We start from the raw sequence: 17,861 nt of genomic DNA, 5'->3' as shown, positions 1-17,861 counted from the left end.
CATGACCGACACGAAGGAATGGACGTTCCCGGCCTCGTTCGGGCAGGAGCGGATCTGGCTGTCGAACCAGCTCGACCCCGCCTCGCCGGTGTACAACCTGCCGTGCCAGGTGCGGCAGGACCTGCCGCTCACCGAGTCGCAGTGGCGCGCCGCGATCGGCGTGATCGTCGGACGGCACGAGGCCCTGCGCACCGCGTTCCGGATGGAGGACGGCGCGCTCGTCCAGGTCGTCCACGAGCACGTCCCGATCGAGCCGGAGACGCACGACCTGCGTGACCTCCCGGCCGCCGACCGCGAAGCCCGGGCCGCCGAACTGGCCCAGGCGATCGCCCGCCGCCCGATCCCCCTCGACACCGCGCCGCCGTGGCGGGCCCAGCTGTGCCGCCTCGCCGACGCGGACTGGCTGCTCACCTTCGTCGTGCACCACACGGTGTTCGACGCCGGCTCGGTGCCGGTGCTGGGCAGCGAGCTGAACGAGGCGTGTGACGCCGTCGCCGAAGGCCGGCTGCCGAAGCTGCCCGAGCTCGCCATCCAGTACCCGGACTACTCGGCGTGGCAGCGTGGTCAGCTGCCGCTGGTGCGCGCCCAGCTCGGCTACTGGCGCGAGCGGCTGGCCGGGCTCCCGCCCGTGCACAGCCTGCCGACCGATCGGCCGCGGCCCGCCGAGTTCGGGTTCGCCGGCGACCAGGTCGACTTCGACCTGCCCACCGGCCTGCTCGAGAAGGCCGGCGCGGTCGGCCGCGAGCTGTCGGCGTCGCCGTTCATGGTGCTGCTGGCCGGGTACACCACGCTGCTGTCCCGGTTGTCCGGTCAGGACGACGTCGTGGTCGGGGTGCCGGTCGCCGGGCGTGACCTGCCGGAGCTGGCGCCGCTGATCGGGATGTTCGTCAACCAGCTGGCCATCCGCGTCGACTGCGGTGGCGACCCGTCGTTCGCCGACCTCGTCGGCCGCGTCCGCACGGCGGTGCTGGACGCGATCGAGCACGGCCGGGTGCCGTTCCAGCTGGTCGCCGACGCGGTCCGCCCGGAGCGTGATCCGGCGGTGCAGGCGCTGTACCAGATCGGCTTCAACTTCATCCCGGACTCGGGCATCGAGCCGGTCCGCTACGCCACGGCGAAGGACGACGTCGCGATCGACCTGACCGCGGTCGACGGCCGCCTGCTCTACCGCACCGACCTGTTCGACCGGGCCACCGCCGAGTCGATGGTGGACCGGTTCCTGGGCCTGCTCTCCGCGGCGATCGAGGACCCCGCGACGCCGGTCGCGGACCTCCCGCTGCTCTCGGACGCCGAGCGTGCTCAGGTGCTCGAGTGGAGCGGAACGTCCACTTCGGACGCTCCGCTGTTCGTCACCAGCTTCGAAGTGCAGGTGAGCCAGACCCCGGCCGCGGTGGCCGTCGACCTGGGTGGCGTGCGCCTGACGTACGCCGAGCTGAACGCGCGGGCCAACCGCGTCGCGCACCGGATCGGCGCCGGTGGCGTGGTCGGCGTGTGCGCGCCGAATTCGGCCGACCTGGTCGTGGGCATCGTGGGCGCGCTGAAGAGCGGCGCCGCCTATGTACCGCTCGACCCGGCCAACCCGGCGCAGCGGCAGGCCCTGGTCCTGGCCGACGCCGGGGCCCGCGTCGTGCTCACCAGCGGCGTCACCCTCGACGCCGAGACTCTGGACCTGAGCGACCCGGCGGTGTGGGCGGACTCTCCCGCGGAGAACCCGCCCGCCCCGGACGGCATCGCCTACGTCATCTACACGTCCGGCTCGACGGGACGCCCCAAGGGTGTGCAGGTCGGGCACCGTGCCCTGGCCACCTACCTGGCCTGGGCGCGCGAGGCGTACCCGAGCCTGTCGGGTCGCGCACTGCTGCACACGTCGGCGTCGTTCGACCTCACCGTGACGACGCTGCTCGGCCCGCTCACCGCCGGTGGGTCCATTGTGGACTCCGGTCGGCCGGACTTCGTCAAGGCGACGCCGACCCACCTGGCCGTGCTACCGGAGGAGTCGTACCCGACCGGGGACCTGGTCCTCGGCGGCGAAGCGCTCATGGGAGAGGTCGTGCGCCCGTTCGCCGCGACCGTCACCAACGAATACGGGCCGACCGAAGCGACCGTCGGCTGCGTCACCCACCGGCTCGAGGGTCGGGTCGACGGGCCGGTGCCCATCGGTCGTCCGATTCCCGGCACCCGCGTCTACGTCCTCGACGACCGGCTCCGGCCGGTCCCGCCGGGCGTCGCGGGCCAGCTCTTCCTGGCCGGCGCGCAGCTCGCCGACGGCTACCTCGGCCTGCCCGAACTGACCGCGGAACGCTTCCCGGACGGCCCGTTCGGCCGGATGTACGCCACCGGCGACCTCGCCCGCTGGCGTCGTGACGGCGTCCTCGAGTACCTCGGCCGCACCGACGACCAGGTCAAGCTGCGCGGCTACCGCATCGAGCCCGGTGAAGTCGAAGCCGCGCTGCGAGAGCTGCCGGACGTCCGGGACGCGGCGGTCGCGGTCCGCGAGGGCACACTGGTCGGATACGTCGTCGGCACGGCCGAAGGCGCGGCGGACGCCCTCCGCAAGAGCCTGCCCGAGTACCTGGTGCCCACCCTGTTCGTCACCCTGGACGCCCTGCCGGTCGCGGCCAGCGGCAAGCTCGACCGCGCCGCACTGCCCGATCCCCAGCTCGGCGCGGAGGCGGAGTACGTCGCCCCGAGCACCGCGGCCGAGGAACTGGTCGCCGAGGTGCTCGGCGAACTCCTGGGCGTCGAGAAGCTCGGTGTGCACGACGACTTCTTCGCCCACGGCGGCAACTCGCTGCTGGCCATCCGCGCGATGGCCCGGATCCGCAAGCAGGTCGGGGTGGAACTGCCGGTCCGCGGCCTCTTCTCGTTCACCACCGTGGCGGGCCTCGCCGCTGAGGTCGAACGGCGCCTGGAAGCAGACCTCGACCAGCTCAGCGACGAAGAGGTCCAGGCCCAGCTGGCCGAAAGCGAGCAGGCGTGACGACGATCGACGAGACCAGCAGCGCCGCCGCGCGCCGCGCCCTGCTGGAACGACGGCTGCGCCGGCGCGCCGAACCGGCCGCGACCATCACCCCGCGCCCGGACGGCGACCCGGTCCCGCTGTCCTACCAGCAGGAACGCGTCTGGTTCATGGAGCAGTTCGCGCCCGGGACCACGTCGTACAACATCCCCATCCCGATCCGCCTCACCGGCCGCTTGGACGTCGTCACGTTGCAGGCGGCGTTGGACACCCTCCCGGTCCGGCACGAAGCCCTGCGGATGCGGTTCCCGGCGGGGGAGGACGGGCAGCCGTCCGTCCGCCTCGACCCGGTCGCCACCGTGCCGCTGTCCCTGGTGGACGCCGGTGACGAAGCCGAGGTGCGGGCCGCGGTGGACGCCGCCGCGGCCGAGCCGTTCGACCTGGTCGACGGCCCGCTGCTGCGCGCCACCCTGGTCCGGATCAGCGACGAGGAGCACCTGCTCGCCGTCTGCACGCACCACATCGTCGGCGACGGCTGGTCGGTCGACCTGCTGCTGCGCGACCTCGCCGCGCACTACCACGGCACCGCCGCCGGCCTGCCCGCGCTGACCATCGGTTACGGCGACTTCGCGCACTGGCAACGCCGGACGCTCACCGGCACCGAGCTCGACCGGCAGCTCGACCACTGGCAGGACACCCTGCGCGGCGTCGAACCCCTGGAGCTGCCCACCGACCGGCCGCGCCCGGCGACCCAGACGTTCGACGGCGCCATCCACGAGTTCTTCGTCGAGAAGGACCTCGCCCGGGCACTCGGCGAGCTGAGCCGCGAACACGGCGTCACGCTCTTCATGACCCTGCTCGCCGCCTACCAGCTGCTGCTCTCGCGCTACTCCGGCCAGGAGGACTTCGCCGTCGGGTCGTCCTCGGCCGGACGCGGGCTGCCCGAGCTGGAGGGCGTCGTCGGCATGTTCATCAACATGCTGCCGTTGCGCGCCCAGCTGGCCGGCGACCCGACCTTCACCGAGCTGCTGGACCGGACCCGGCGGCACGTGCTCGACGCCTTCGATCACGCCGACGTCCCGTTCGAGCGGCTGGTCAACGCCCTTGGCGTGCCCCGGGACGTCAGCCGCTCGCCGGTGTTCCAGGCGATGTTCGCGCTGCAGAACTACGAGATGGGCCGGATGGCCGCGGCGGGAACGTCCGAAGTGGACTTCCGCTGGCTGCCGATGGACCTGCCCGCCACCCGGTTCGACTTCGAGTTCCACGCGATCGAGATCGAGTCCGGCCTGATCGGCAAGTTCGTCCACAACACCGCGCTCTTCGGCACCGAGACCGTCGCCGGGATGGCCGATCGCCTGGTGACGCTGCTGCGCTCGATCGTCGCCGACCCCACGCGGGCGGTGTCCGAACTGGATCTCCTGGGCGACCAGCGGGACCTGGTGCTGAACCGCTGGAACGACACGGCGGGGGAGATCCCGCCGGGCACGCTCCACTCGCTCGTCGAGGCCCAGGTCGCCCGTACGCCGGACGCGCCCGCGTTGACGTTCCGCGGGGAGTCCCTGTCGTATCGCGAGCTGGACCTGCGGGCCAATCGCGTCGCGCATCGCCTGCGCGAGCTGGGCGTCGGGCCCGGCACGCTGGTCGGGGTCTTCGCGAACCGGTCGTTCGAGCTGGTCACGGGCCTGCTCGGGGTGCTGAAGGCGGGCGGCGCGTACGTCCCCCTGGATCCGGAGTACCCGGCCGACCGGCTCGCGTTCATGCTCGACGACGCCGCCGCGCCGGTGGTGCTCACCCAGGCCGCGCTGCGCGACACCCTGCCGCCCATCGACGCGACCGTGGTCGTCCTCGACGACCTGACCGGCCCTGAGTCCACACTGGACGCTCTGGCCGGGCCGGACGATCCGGCGTACGTCATCTACACCTCGGGCTCCACCGGGCGGCCGAAGGGTGTGCCGAACGGCCACCGCGGCATCGTCAACCGCCTCGACTGGATGCAGCGCGCCTACGGCCTCGACGGCACGGACGTCGTGCTGCAGAAGACCCCGGCCAGCTTCGACGTCTCGGTGTGGGAGTTCTTCTGGCCGCTGATCACCGGCGCCCGGCTGGTCCTGGCCGAGCCGGGCGGCCACAAGGACGCGGCGTACCTGCGCGAACTGCTGGTTTCCGAGCGAGTGACGACCGCCCACTTCGTGCCGTCGATGCTGACGCTGTTCCTGGCCGAGAACGGCGTCGAGGTGTGCACCGAGCTGCGCCGCGTCGTCTGCAGCGGTGAGGAATTACCCCTGGCCACGGCCCGGGAGTTCACCACCCGGCTGCCGCACTGCGCACTCCACAACCTCTACGGCCCCACCGAAGCCGCGATCGACGTCACCGCCTGGCACTGCACGCCGGAGGCGCTGGCCGAAGTCGCGTCGGTGCCGATCGGCGCGCCGATCCGCAACCTGCGGGTCTATGTCCTGGACCGGCGCGGTAACCCGTGCCCGGTCGGCGTCCCCGGCGAACTGTACATCGCGGGCGTCGGCCTGGCGCTGGGCTACCACAACCGGCCCGAGCTGACGGCCGAGAAGTTCGTCCCCGATCCGTTCCACAGTGGACGGATGTACCGCACCGGCGACCTCGCCCATTGGCGCCCGGACGGCACGGTCGCCTTCCTCGGCCGCATCGACCACCAGGTCAAGCTCCGCGGCCTGCGCATCGAGCTGGGCGAGATCGAGACGGCGCTGCGCGAGCAGGACGGCGTCCGCGACGCGGTCGTGCTCGTCCGCGAGGACACCCCGGGCGACAAACGCCTGGTCGGCTACGTCGTCGGCGACGCCGAAGCCGGGGCGCTGCGGACGGCGTTGAAGCTCACCCTCCCGGACTACATGGTCCCGCCGTCGTTCGTCACCCTCGCCGAACTTCCGTTGACCCCCAACGGCAAGCTCGACCGCAAGGCCCTGCCTGCCCCGGTCGCGAGCCGCGACGCGAGCACTGAACTCGTCACACCGTCGACACCCCTGGAGGTCCTGCTCGCGGACATCTGGCGGGACGTCCTCAAGGTCGATGAGCTGGGCGTCGACGACGACTTCTTCGACCTCGGCGGCCATTCGATGCTCGCCACCCAGGTCGTCGCGCGGATCGCGAAGGCCGGGCACCAAGCGGGCGTGATGGACCTGTTCCAGCACCGGACGATCCGCGAGCTGGCGGCGTTCCTCGACGGCGACCGCGACGACTCCGGGCACCTGCTGTACGAGCTGACCAAGCCCGTCAAGCAGCGGACGCTCACCTACGTCTGCTTCCCCTACGGCGGCGGCAGCGCGATCGTCTACCAGCCCCTCGCGGACGCCCTGCCCGACGGCTATTCGCTGTACTCGGTGGCCATCCCCGGCCACGACGTCGGTCTGACCGAGGAAGCCGTGCCGTTCGACGAACTGGTCGAGCGGCTGGCCGACGAGGTCCTCGAGCGGATCGACGGACCGCTCGCCATCTACGGCCACTGCGGTGTCGGCAACGCGCTCGCCGTCGGCGTCGCCCGCCGGCTGGAGGAACGCGGCCGCGAGCTGGAGGTCGTCCACATCGGCGCGATCTTCCCGTTCGCCCGGATCAAGGGCGCCGTCGGGACGCTGCGCACGAAGCTGGAGAAACTGCGCAGCAACCGGTACTACGCGGACTGGCTCAAGGGCATGGGCGTCGACACCGAGGAGCTCGACCCCGACCAGGCCGACCGGATCATCAGCAACATGCGCGCCGACAGCCGCGCCGCCGAGGAGTACTTCAGCGGCCTGCTCGACGCCCGCGTCGCCAAGCTGCGCGCGCCGATCATCTCGGTGGTCGGCTCGGAGGACCCGGTCACCGACTACTACGCCGAGCGCTACCGCGAGTGGGAGTTCCTCACCGACCGCACGGCGCTCGTCGTACTGGACCAGGCCGGGCACTTCTTCCTCCGCTACCGCGCGGACGAGCTGGCCGAGATCATCACCCGCGTCCACCCCGCGCTGGACGACCCCGGCGACCTGCAGGTGTCGAAGCGGGGCGAGGACGCGGGCTGGGCGGTGCACGACACGCACACGTCCACAGTGGACGAGAAGCCCGCGGTACCGCCGAGCATGGCCCGGTTCGTCACGGTCACCGTCGGCCAGCTGGTCTCCTCGACCGGCTCGGCGCTGACGTCGTTCGCGGTGCCGATCTGGCTCTATACCCGGACCGGCTCGGTCACCGACCTCGGCCTGCTCTGGGCCCTCGCGCTGATGTGCGGGGTGCTGATCCTGCCGGTGGCCGGCGCGCTGGTCGACCGAGGCGACCGCCGGAAGATCATGATCGCGGCCAGCGCGGTCGCCGGGCTCATCCAGCTCGCGCTCGCGTTGCTGCTGGTCGCGGACAACCTGCAGCTCTGGTTCATCTACGTCCTGATCCCGCTCGGGTCGGTCGCGGGGTCGCTGCAGCGGATCGCGTACCAGTCGTCGGTCGCCCAGCTCGTGCCCAAGCAGTACCTCGGCCACGCGATGGGCCTCGCCCAGCTGTCCAACGGCTTCGCGCAGCTGCTCATGCCGGTGATCGCCGCCGGCCTGCTGGCCGCGATCCAGCTGTCCGGGATCCTGGTCCTCGACATGGTGAGCTACGCCTTCGCCATCGTCAGCCTGCTGTTCGTCCGGTTCCCCGACCTGCTCGGCTGGCGCCCGCGCGAGCCGCTGCTGACGGCGATCGCGGGCGGGCTGAAGTACTCGTGGAACCACCGCGGCTTCCGCACCATGCTGCTCTACTTCGCGCTGGCCAATGTCTTCCTGGCGCCCGCGCTGGTGCTCGTCTCGCCGCTGGTGCTCTCGTTCGGCACGGTCACGGACGTCGCCCAGGTGGCGCTGGCCGAGGCAGTCGGCGCCGTGGCCGGTGGCATCGGGATGGCGCTGTGGGGCGGGCCGCGCAAGCGGCGGATGGTCGGCGTGCTGGTGGGCAACGTCGGCATCGCGCTCGGTTGCCTGGTGATGGGCCTGCGCCCGTCGCTGTTCGTGGTCGCGGCCGGGGTGTTCCTGCTGGCCGCGGCGATGGCGGTGTCTCAGGGCATCTACGCGACGCTCGTGCAGGTCAAGGTGCCGCAGCGCTACCACGGCCGGGTGTTCGCGATCAACCAGACGATCACCTGGTCCACCCTGCCGATCGGCTTCGCCGTGCTGGCACCGCTGGCCGTCGGCTGGTTCTCGCCGCTGCTGGCACCCGGCGGTGCTCTCGCGGGGTCGGTCGGCTCGGTGCTCGGCACCGGCGAAGGCCGTGGCGTCGGGCTCGTCTACGTCGTGTACGCGCTGATCCTGCTGCTGATCAACATCGGCGGGTTCGCCGTCAAGCTACTGCGCCGGTTCGACACCGAGGTGCCGGACTCGCTGCCGGACGACCTGGTCGGCGCGCAGGTGCGGGAGCGGAAGCTCGCCGGGAAGGGGGCCGCGTGAGCATCGCCGTCCTGATCAGGGAGGCGCGCGGGCACTGGGTCGGCGAGGTCGCCGCCGCGGTGCACGCGGCCGGCCACCGCGCGGTGCTGCTCGCCCCGCCGGTCGACGCGGGGGAGCGGGCGTCGCTCGCCGCCGTCGTGGACGACGTGCTGGCCGTTGACGACGTCTACGACGCCGAAGCCGTCGCCGCCAAGATCCGCGAGATCACCACGGCTCCCGTCGCGGTGATCACCGGCTCGGACGGGGCCATCGAAAGCACGGCGCGGGTCGCCGCGCTGCTCGGCGTGGCGCGCTGCCCGGCTTCGGCGTTCACCCGGGCGGCCAGCAAGTTCGCCGTCCGGGAAGCCCTTGCCGCGGCCGGGCTGCCCGGACCGGGGTTCGCGCTGATCTCCTCTACTGCGGAAGCCGCGGAGGTTGCCGAGCGAGTCGGGCTTCCGGCGATCGTGAAGCCGGTCAACGGCGCGGGCAGCAACCTCGTCCGGACGGTGTCCACAGTGGACGAGCTGGCCGCGGCGTACGAGCTGCTCGCGTCACGGCTGCCCCAGTCCGCCGACCCGCGTTACCACCGCCCGCTGGGCACGCTGGACCCGGCGAAGACGTTCCTCGTCGAGGGGTTCCTGCGAGGCCCGGAGTACGCGGTCGACGTCCTGGTCCGCGACGGCGTCCCCGAGACGGTCGAGATCCTCGACAAGCCGCTGATCGACGAGCGCAAGTTCGAGCTGGTGCTGTCCTGCCCGCCGGAGGGTCTCACCGACGAGCGGGCCGCGCTGGTCAGCGAAGCCGCCTCCGCCGCGGTGAAAGCGCTGGGCCTGGACAACACCGTGGCGCACGTCGAGATCATCGACGACGAGCAGCGCGGCCCGACGATCGTCGAGGTCAACGCGGGCCGCCCGGCGGGCTCGATCATGCCGCTGCTGGCCAAGCTGCGGACCGGCGTCGACGTCTTCGCCGAACTGACGGCGCTGGCCCTCGGCGCGCCGCCGCCCGAACGGGAACCGGCGAAACTGCCGATCCCGCTGGGCATGCTGATCCTCTACGCCGCCGGCTCCGGCACGCTGACCGGCATCGGCGGGCTCGACGACGTCGCCGCGCTGCCGGAGGTGGTCGACGTCGTCACCACGGTCTCGCCCGGCCAGGTGCTGACCGACGAGCAGGAGACGTACGCGGTGAACCTGGTCGTCGCCGGGTTCGCCGACCACGAGGACCTCGTCGCCCTGCACGCCGAGGCGAGCAAGCTGATCCGGCTGGAGGTCTCGTGAAGACCGCGTTCGTCGTCCGCGAGACTCGCGGGCACTGGATCCCGGACGTCGTCGCGGCCGTGCGCCGGGAGGGCTTCCGGGCCGAGCTGGTCACCGAGGCCCTCGACGACGCCGAGCGCGCCGAACTGACGCCGATCGTCGACGGGTTCGTGGTCGTCGACGACGTCCGCGACGCCCCGGTGGTCGCCGCGGCGATCCGGGCGAGCGACCCCGAGCCCGGGGGAGTGCTCACCGCCGCCGAGGGCATCATCGCGAGCACGGCCCGCGTGGCCGAGCTGCTCGGTGTCGCCCGCTGCCCGGCCGACGTCTTCGTCTTGGCGCACAACAAGTTCGCCGTCCGGAAGGCACTGGCCGAAGCGGGGTTGCCGGGCCCGCCGTGCGCGCTGTTCGCCGATCCGGCCGAAGCCGCGAAGATCGCCGAAGTGGTCGGTCTCCCGGCGATCGTCAAGCCGGTCAACGGCGCCGCGAGCACCCTCGTCCGCACGGTGTCCACAGTGGACGAACTGGTCGCGGCCTACGACCTGCTCGCGACGCGGCTCCCGCAGTCACCGGACTCGCGCTACCACCGGACCCTGCCCGGGGCGATCGATCCGCTGCGCGTGTTCCTGGTCGAAGGCCTGCTTGAAGGCCCCGAATACGCGGTGGACGTGCTGATCCGCGACGGGGTCGCGGAGCCCGTCGGGATCGTGGACAAGACGCTGATCGACGAGCGCAAGTTCGAGCTGGGCATGGTCTGCCCGCCGCTCGACCTTCCCGAGGAGCGCGCGGCGGCGATCAGGACGGCCGTGACCGACGCCGTTCGCGCACTCGGCCTCGACCACACCTGCGCGCACGTCGAGATCATCGACGACACGCGGCGCGGCCCGACCGTCGTCGAGGTCAACGCCGGCCGCCCGGCCGGGGGCGCGCAGCCCGCCCTGCTCAAGCTGGCCACCGGCATCGACGTCACCGCCGAGGCCGTCTCGCTCGCCCTCGGCACCCCGCCGCCCGCGCGCGGGACCGGCCTGCCGGTGCCGGTGGGCTACCTGGTCGTCTACGCCGACGGCGCCGGGCGGCTGGTGCGCGTCACCGGGACCGGCGACGTCGCCGACCTGCCCGAAGTCCTCGAGGTCGTCACGATCGTCTCGCCCGGCCAGGTGCTGACCGGTGACCAGGAGGTCTACGCCGTGAACATCTTCGCCGCCGGGTTCGCCGACGCCGAGGACCTGGCCGCCCTGCACGCGGAGGCCACCAAGCTGATCCGATTCGAACTGGAGGAGTCATGACCGCCGATCTCGCGGCGCCGCTGGGGCAGCTCGAAGGCAACGAGCACACCCGCATCGCCGTCCACCAGGTCCCCGACCTCGCGTGGGTCGAGGCGCACCTGCCGCGGCTGCAGGCGCACCTGCGTGACCACGGCGCGATCCTGCTGCGCGGCCTGCCGGCCGACCTCGACCTGTTCAACCGGGTCACCGAGACGATCGGCGGCGCGCTGCTCACCTACACCGAACGCTCGACGCCGCGTTCGGCGGTGGCCGGGAACATCTACACCTCGACGGAGTACCCGCCCGCCGAGTCGATCCCGATGCACAACGAGAACTCCTACTCGGCGAACTGGCCGGGCCGCCTGTTCTTCCTGTGCGACACCGCGGCGGCGACCGGCGGCGCCACGCCGATCGCCGACAGCCGGGCGATGTTCCGGCTGCTGCCGGAAGACCTGCGCGAGCGGTTCGCCGGCGGCGTCGCCTACACGCGGGCATTCCGTGAGGGCCTCGGGCTCACCTGGCAGGAGGCGTTCCAGACCGACGACCGCGCGGTCGTCGAGGAGTACTGCGCGCGCAACGGCCAGACCCTCGAATGGACCGACGAGGGCCTGCGCACCCGGCACGTCCGCCCGTCCTTTGCAGACGAACCGCACACCGGCGAGACCGTGTGGTTCAACCAGGCCAACCTCTTCCACGTCTCCAGCCTCGGCGAGGAGGTCAGCGAGGCACTGCTGGAGCTCTACCCGGAGGCCGACCTGCCGCGCAACGCCTACTTCGCCGACGGCAGCCCGATCCCGGACGCCGACCTGGCGAAGATCCGCGAGGTCTACGACGAGGTGAGCTACGCCTTCCCGTGGCAGGCCGGCGACGTGATGGTGATCAACAACATGCTGCACGCCCACGGCCGCGAGCCGTTCACCGGCAAGCGCCGCATCCTCGTCGCGATGACCGGATGACCGGCGCGTCGTCCCGGCCGGTGGTGGTCCTGCTGGCCCACCCCCGGCCGGGCAGCTTCAACCACGCGCTCGCCGAACGCGTGCGGGCCACGCTGGAGCGGGCCGGGCGGCCGGTGCGCTTCCACGACCTGTACGCCGAGGGCTTCGACCCGGTGCTCACCGCGGACGAGGCCTACACCAGCGGCACCCACGCCGAAGATTTCCTCGCCGCCGAACCGGATCCGCTGGTGCGGCGGCACCGCGAGGAAGTCCGTGACGCGGCCGGTCTCGTCGCGATTCACCCGAACTGGTGGGGCAAACCCCCGGCGATCCTCAGCGGCTGGCTCGACCGGATCCTGGTCCCCGGCGTCGCCTACCGCCTCGACGACGCGGGCGGCGCGCCCGAGTCGTTGCTCGCCTTGGCGCACCTGTTCGTCGTCAACACCTCCGACACTCCGGAGGACCGTGAACGGACCCTCTTCGGTGACCCGCTCGACGCGATCTGGCGCCGCTGTCTCGCGCCCTACCTCGGCGAACCGGAGGTGACGCGGCTCGTGCTGCGGGTGGTCGCGGACGCCGGCGCGGAGCAGCGTGCGCGGTGGCTCGACGACGTCGAAGGCGAGGTCACACGGCTGTTCGGTGGCCGCTGACCGGTTCCGGCCAATTCCCGTGAAGTCCTTGAGCGGGTTTCGCGGGGCGTGCGACTCTCGGGCGGTCCGGCAGCCGGATTCACCGAGGGGGAACCGTGAGCATGCTCGAGCGTATGGCCGAGGAACGCCGTCTCCGCCGGGAAAGCACCCCGGAGGCACCGGCCGGGCAGCAATGGGGCACCTGTGTCAGCGTCCAGGGCGGCGACCGGCGCCGCCGGTTCGCCCGCGTGCTGCTGGCGAGCGGCCTGGTCGTCACGGCCTACCTCCCGCTGAACGTCGCCGCGCCCGCCGTCGACGCGCCGGTGCTGGTGCAGACCCGGGCGATCGGCGACCGGGGCGGCGATTCCGTCGCGGCCGTGGTGAACGATCAGAAGCCGCCCGACGGCGAGATCGTGGCGTCCTGACGGTGGCCGACGTGCGCACCGTCTCCCTGGTCACCTTGGGCTGCGCGCGCAACGAGGTCGACTCCGACGAGCTGGCCGCGCGCCTGGACGCCTCGGGCTGGCGGCTCGCCGAACCCGGCGCCGAAGCCGACGTCGTCGTGGTGAACACCTGCGGTTTCATCGAAGCGGCGAAGAAGGAGTCCATCGACACGGTCCTCGCCGCCTCCGGCAAGGGCGCGAAGGTCGTCGCGGTCGGCTGCATGGCCGAGCGCTACGGCCGCGAACTCGCCGACGCGCTGCCCGAAGCCGACGCCGTGCTCTCGTTCGACGACTACCCCGAGATCGGCGACCGCATCCGGGACGTCCTCGACGGACGCGCGCACCCCGCGCACACCCCGCAGGACCGCCGGCTGCTGCTGCCGATCACGCCGGTGCAGCGGCCCGCGGTCACCGCGCCCGTTCCGGGCCACGGTCCGGCGAGCGGACCGAGGCCGTTGCGCCACCGGCTGGGCGGCGGCCCGGTCGCCCCGCTGAAGCTCGCGTCGGGCTGCGACCGGCGCTGCACGTTCTGCGCCATCCCGAGTTTCCGCGGCGCGTTCGTGTCCCGGCCGCCCGCCGAGATCCTCGCCGAGGCCGAATGGCTGGCCGGTCACGGCGTCCGGGAAGTCGTGCTGGTGAGCGAGAATTCGACGTCCTACGGCAAGGATCTCGGCGACCTGCAGGCGCTGGAGAAGCTGCTGCCGCGGCTCACCGACGTCGTCCGCCGGGTCCGGGTGAACTACCTGCAGCCCGCCGAACTGCGCCCGACCCTCGTCGAGACGCTCGCCGGGACACCCGGGGTCGCGCCGTACTTCGACCTGTCGTTCCAGCACGCCAGCGGCCCGGTCCTGCGGCGGATGCGCCGGTTCGGTGACCGCGAAAGGTTCCTGCAGCTGCTGGAGAAGATCCGCGCGGCCGCGCCGGAGGCGGGTGTGCGCTCCAACTTCATCGCGGGCTTCCCCGGCGAGACCGAGGCCGAGTTCGCCGAGGTGAAGCGCTTCCTCGAGGAGGCGAGGCTGGACGTCGCCGGCGTGTTCGGCTACTCGGACGAGGACGGCACCGAGGCCGTCGCGCTGCCGGGCAAGGTGCCCGCCGAAGTGGTCGCGCAGCGCGTCGAGGAACTGTCGCTGCTGGCGGCGAAAACCGGGGCCCGGCGCGCGGAAGAGCGGGTCGGCACGGTCGTCGAGGTGCTGGCCGGGCCCGCCGGGCACGGCTGGGCCGCGCACCAGGGCCCCGAGGTCGACGGCGTCGTCACGTTCACCGGGACCCGGCCCGCGGCGGGCGAGCTGGTCCGCGCCGAAGTGGTCCGCGCGGACGGTGCCGACCTCGAAGCGCGGCTCCTCGCGTAGGCCGGCCGACGCGGTCGCCCGGATCAGCCCGGCTCACCGCGCTCGTGGTGGCGGGCCGAGGTGAGGACCGCCCAGACGACCTTGCCCCCGGACCACCGGTGGCTGCTGCCCCAGACCTTCGCCGCGTGCGCGACGATGTGGAGGCCGAGCCCCGGACTCCGCGTGTCCGACCGGTCCAGCAGTACGGCGGGGTTGGGGTTGTCGTCGGCGATCGCGACGGTCAGCAGCCCGCGGCGCAGGTCCAGCCGCATCCGCGGCACCGACGAGGTGTGCCGGACGGCGTTGTCGGCCAGCTCGCCGGCGATCAGGGCGCCGTCGTAGATCAGCTCGGGCACGTCCCACCGCGCGGCCAGCTCGCGGACGAACGAGCGCGCGAGCGCGACGGTGTTCGCCGTGCGGGGCAGCGTCCGGTCCGCCTGGTGCCGGAGCGGCGTGGCCTGGTGGTGCTCGGCCGCCTCGACGTCCGGGTGCACGGCGACGAAGCGGTCGATCCCGGAGCGGCTGAGCAGCCGCACGTGCGCGTTGCGGTCCGTCACCAGCGACAGCGGGATGCCCGGCCACTCCTCGATGCGCCGCGCGACCAGCGGGAAGACCGTGGCGGGGGCGAGCTCACCCATCGTCAGCCCGCTGACGTTCGCGACGATGCCGGGCGGGGTGTCGGCCGCGATCTTGAGCAGGCCGTCGCGCAGTGAGGCGTAGCCGGGCAGGTTCAGGTCGCCGCTGACGGTCACCAGGGCGCTCTCCGGCCGGGGTGTCAGCCGCAAGGTCAGTTCGGGCGGCACGGAATCCTTCGGTCCCCGCCGGTGCGCCGGCGCCGTGCGCGTGGGGAAAACCGGGGTCCCGCCGCCGAAGACTCCATGGCACTCCACGCTAGTCGTGATCGTTCCGCGCGGAGTACGCCATCTCGACGAACCCGGATCGTGTGCGGGGCGTACGGCCTTGCGCCTGATCGACGGGGCGGCGGCGGGACCTTGACTGTCCACATCGGACCGACCTGGTCAGGCCGCGGCGAACCGGAGGACCCGGCGCAGCCGCCGGATCGCCCGGAACTGGGCCACCCGCACCGCTTCGGCGCTCGGCATGCCGAGCAGCTCCGCCGTCTCCTCGGCGGAATAGCCGAGCAGGATCCGCAACGTCAGCACCTGGCGGTAGTGCCGCGGCAGCCGGCTCAGCACGCGCCGGACCTGCAGGTGCTCTTCGACGCGCGCGAAGTCGTCCGCCGCGGCCGGATGCCGCCAGGCCGGGCCGGTCGCCGCCTCGGGATCGGGCAGCGGCGTGTGGCGTTCGTGGCTGCGGGTGCGGTCCCGGTGGACGTCGGCGGCCTTGTGCGCCGCGATGCCGAACACCCAGGACAGGAACTTCTCGGCGCGGTACCGGTACCGCGGGAGGGCCACGAGCACCGCGGCCAGCACCTCCTGGGTGCAGTCCTCGGCCGTCGTCGTCGCGTTCTCCAGGCCGAGCCGCTTGCGGCAGTAGGCGAGCACGATCGGCCGCAGCAGCCGGAACAGCCGCTGCGCCGCGTCGTGGTCACCCCCGACCGCCTCCCGCACGAGCTGGACATCCGGCGGCGCTGCTCCCACGGTGCTCTCCCGGGTCGGTACCGGGGCGGGGAGGCAGGCGTCCCGGTGCCCGGTGGATTCGGCCATCGGGGTCCGGGACGGCGCACGCGTTCTGTTTCACTCTATCGGAAGATCGCCTTTGGAATCCTTTGTGGACTAACTCGGGCGGTCAGCGGAAGGTGTCGAGAGCGAGCTGGGCGGCGGCCGCGATCAGCCGGTCGTCGGGCTTCGCTTCCTCGGTCTTCCGGTCGGACAGCACGACGAGCACGATCGGCGCCCGCCCGGGCGGCCAGACGACGGCGATGTCGTTGCGCGTCGCGTACGAGCCGGTGCCGGTCTTGTCCCCGACGACCCAGCCCGCCGGCGCGCCCGCGCGGATCAGGGCGCCGCCGGTGGTGTTGGCCTTCATCATGTCCGTCAGGATGGCTCGTTTCTCCGGCGGCAGGGCGGAGCCGAGGGTGAACGCGCGCAGATCGGCGGCCAGCGCGCGCGGGGTGCTGGTGTCGCGGATGTCACCGGGCGCGAGGTCGTTGAGCCCCGGCTCGGTCCGGTCGACGTGGGTGGTGGTGTCGCCGATCCCGCGCAACGCGGCGCCGAGCCCGGCCGGCCCGCCGAGTTCGCGGAACAGCAGGTTCGCTGCGGTGTTGTCGCTGTAGCGCAGGGCGGCGTCCATCGCGTCGCGCAGCGTGATGCCGGTGTCGACGTGCTTCTCGGTGACCGGCGAGTACTCCTGCAGATCGGCGCGGGTGTACTTGAGCACCTTGCCGAGGTCGGGGACGGCGGTGCGCTGGAGCACCGCGCCGGAGGAGAACACCTTGTGCGTCGAGGCGTACCCGAAGCGGTCGTCGGCGTGGTGGGCGACCTCGCGGCCGCTGCCGGTGTCCACGGCGTAGACGCCGAGCCGCGCGTCGAACCGGCTCTCGAGCGGCCCGAAGTCCGGCTGCGGGGCGAGTGTGGCGACGGGCTGCGACGACGGTGACGAGGTCGGCGGCGGGGTCGGCGCGGCTTCCGGTGCGGCGCAGGCGGTGAGCGTGACCAGGGCCAGCGCGGCGAGCGCGGTCCGCCGGACGTGGGGGAACGGCACAGGGCTTCCTTTCGGCTTGAGCGGCTCTCGCAGTCTCACCGCGTCCGCTCATGCTGTCCAAGACGGAAATGAGCGGTCCCATGCCGGAATCGCATAGAGTGAGGTCGTGGACCTGGTCGGCGGCTGCAGGGCGTTCGTCAGCGTGAGCGAGGCGGGCAGCTTCACCGCGGGCGCGGCGCTCGCGCGCATCCCGCAGCCGGTCGCCAGCCGCCGGATCGCCGCGCTGGAGCGTCACCTCGGCGAGCGGCTCTTCGACCGGTCGTCCCGCCGGGCGGCGCTCACCCCGTTCGGGCGCGACCTGCTGCCGTCCGCGAAACGTCTCGTCCGGCTGGCCGAGGCGATGGAACACGACGCCCGGCGCGCCCGGCTGCGGCCGATGCGCGTGGCGGTCCCGGACACCTGCGGCGTCCGGGAGCTGGCCGAGTTCGCGGCCGAAGCCCGGGAGCTCGAGGTCCACCTGGAGTTCCGTGCCGCGGCGCCGGGGGAGCGGGCCGAGCTCGTCCGCACCCAGGAGGTGCGCGCCGCGCTCGTCGCGGTCCCGGCCGAGGAGGGCGCGTGGACCGTGCCGCTGGGCCTGGCCGGGGTGGCCGGGCCGCGCGCGAAGGTCGTGCACCTGGAGACCCTGCGCGCCGGCCGGGGCGGCGGCCCGCGGCGGCGCGTCTGGCTCCAGCCCGAGGACGACGTCCCGCACGTCCGCGACCGCGTGCTGCGCCTGCGCGACGCCGTGGGCCTGCAGCCCGCCCAGGTCACCGTCGCCGGCTCCCTGACCTCGGCGGCGGCCGGCGTCTTCGGCTCGGCGGACCTGCTGCTGTGCTCGGCCGCGCAGGCCGGCGACCTCGGGTTACAGTGGCGGCCGATCGGGGAGATCGTTCTCGCGCGCGGTTATGACGTGATGGCCGCGCTCGGCGCGGACGCCGACCGGCTGCGCACCGCGCTGGGGGAGGCGGTCGGGCGGTGCCTCGGCGCCACCGGGACGTGAGGAG

12 protein-coding genes are annotated in these 17,861 nt (G+C 72.8%); 9 read left to right on the top strand and 3 right to left on the bottom strand.

All coding sequences use genetic code 11. The features are described 5' to 3' along the window. The first annotated feature begins 1 nt into the window (after position 1). The 8 genes from ACIOD2_RS05890 (at position 2) to rimO (ending at position 14,235) form a co-directional block, all read left to right on the top strand. The gene (locus ACIOD2_RS05890; RefSeq protein ID WP_400534843.1) at positions 2–2,980 is read left to right on the top strand and encodes an amino acid adenylation domain-containing protein; all 2,979 of its coding nucleotides are present in this window, start codon (positions 2–4) and stop codon (positions 2,978–2,980) included. Continuing rightward, entirely contained in the window at positions 2,977–8,376 is a 5,400-nt protein-coding gene (locus ACIOD2_RS05885) for an amino acid adenylation domain-containing protein (RefSeq protein WP_400534841.1), read from the top strand. Before ACIOD2_RS05890 ends, ACIOD2_RS05885 begins: the two co-directional genes overlap by 4 nt. Then, complete coding sequence (locus ACIOD2_RS05880) at positions 8,373–9,635, top strand: ATP-grasp domain-containing protein (protein ID WP_400534840.1); 1,263 nt, start codon at positions 8,373–8,375, stop codon at positions 9,633–9,635. The genes ACIOD2_RS05885 and ACIOD2_RS05880 overlap by 4 nt, the downstream gene beginning before the upstream one ends. Next, positions 9,632–10,900: an ATP-grasp domain-containing protein gene (locus ACIOD2_RS05875; protein ID WP_400534838.1), complete on the top strand. Its 1,269-nt coding sequence runs from the start codon at positions 9,632–9,634 to the stop codon at positions 10,898–10,900. Before ACIOD2_RS05880 ends, ACIOD2_RS05875 begins: the two co-directional genes overlap by 4 nt. Next, the gene (locus tag ACIOD2_RS05870; protein WP_400534836.1) at positions 10,897–11,835 is read left to right on the top strand and encodes a TauD/TfdA family dioxygenase; all 939 of its coding nucleotides are present in this window, start codon (positions 10,897–10,899) and stop codon (positions 11,833–11,835) included. The genes ACIOD2_RS05875 and ACIOD2_RS05870 overlap by 4 nt, the downstream gene beginning before the upstream one ends. Next, on the top strand, positions 11,832–12,464 hold the full coding sequence (locus ACIOD2_RS05865) for an NAD(P)H-dependent oxidoreductase (protein ID WP_400534834.1): 633 nt from the start codon (positions 11,832–11,834) through the stop codon (positions 12,462–12,464). Before ACIOD2_RS05870 ends, ACIOD2_RS05865 begins: the two co-directional genes overlap by 4 nt. Positions 12,465–12,559: 95 nt before the next feature. Then, a complete protein-coding gene (locus ACIOD2_RS05860; protein ID WP_400534832.1) occupies positions 12,560–12,868 on the top strand; it encodes a hypothetical protein in 309 nt (102 codons plus the stop codon). Positions 12,869–12,870: 2 nt separating this feature from the next. Then, positions 12,871–14,235: a 30S ribosomal protein S12 methylthiotransferase RimO gene (gene rimO, locus ACIOD2_RS05855; protein WP_400534831.1), complete on the top strand. Its 1,365-nt coding sequence runs from the start codon at positions 12,871–12,873 to the stop codon at positions 14,233–14,235. A 23-nt stretch (positions 14,236–14,258) separates the two neighbouring features. Here the strand turns inward: rimO and ACIOD2_RS05850 are convergent, their stop codons facing one another. The 3 genes from ACIOD2_RS05850 to bla form a co-directional block, all read right to left on the bottom strand. Next, positions 14,259–15,017 (bottom strand): ATP-binding protein, encoded by a 759-nt coding sequence (locus ACIOD2_RS05850; RefSeq protein WP_400534829.1) that lies wholly within the window; start codon positions 15,015–15,017, stop codon positions 14,259–14,261. Between the two features lie 216 nt (positions 15,018–15,233). Further along, positions 15,234–15,815 (bottom strand): sigma-70 family RNA polymerase sigma factor, encoded by a 582-nt coding sequence (locus tag ACIOD2_RS05845; RefSeq protein ID WP_400534827.1) that lies wholly within the window; start codon positions 15,813–15,815, stop codon positions 15,234–15,236. Positions 15,816–15,963: 148 nt separating this feature from the next. Beyond that, positions 15,964–16,878 carry a class A beta-lactamase gene (bla, locus tag ACIOD2_RS05840; protein WP_400534825.1) on the bottom strand — a complete coding sequence of 305 codons (915 nt, stop codon included), beginning with the start codon at positions 16,876–16,878 and terminating at the stop codon, positions 15,964–15,966. Positions 16,879–16,984: 106 nt separating this feature from the next. On the opposite strand from bla, the gene ACIOD2_RS05835 reads away from it, so the two are divergent. Then, positions 16,985–17,857, top strand: a complete 873-nt coding sequence (locus ACIOD2_RS05835) for a LysR family transcriptional regulator (RefSeq protein ID WP_400534823.1) — start codon at positions 16,985–16,987, stop codon at positions 17,855–17,857. Positions 17,858–17,861: the final 4 nt, after the last annotated feature.

The sequence above is a fragment of the Amycolatopsis sp. NPDC088138 genome (assembly GCF_044741685.1).
In the GTDB taxonomy this organism is placed as follows: Bacteria; Actinomycetota; Actinomycetes; order Mycobacteriales; family Pseudonocardiaceae; genus Amycolatopsis.
The sequence above is the reverse complement of the archived record's forward strand: the minus strand, read 5'-3'. Positions and strand labels throughout refer to the sequence as shown.

Coding starts and splice junctions, on each gene's coding strand:
- ACIOD2_RS05890 (WP_400534843.1), top strand. CDS start 2: ATGACCGACACGAAGGAATGGACGTTCCCGGCCTCGTTCGGGCAGGAG.
- ACIOD2_RS05870 (WP_400534836.1), top strand. CDS start 10,897: ATGACCGCCGATCTCGCGGCGCCGCTGGGGCAGCTCGAAGGCAACGAG.
- ACIOD2_RS05865 (WP_400534834.1), top strand. CDS start 11,832: ATGACCGGCGCGTCGTCCCGGCCGGTGGTGGTCCTGCTGGCCCACCCC.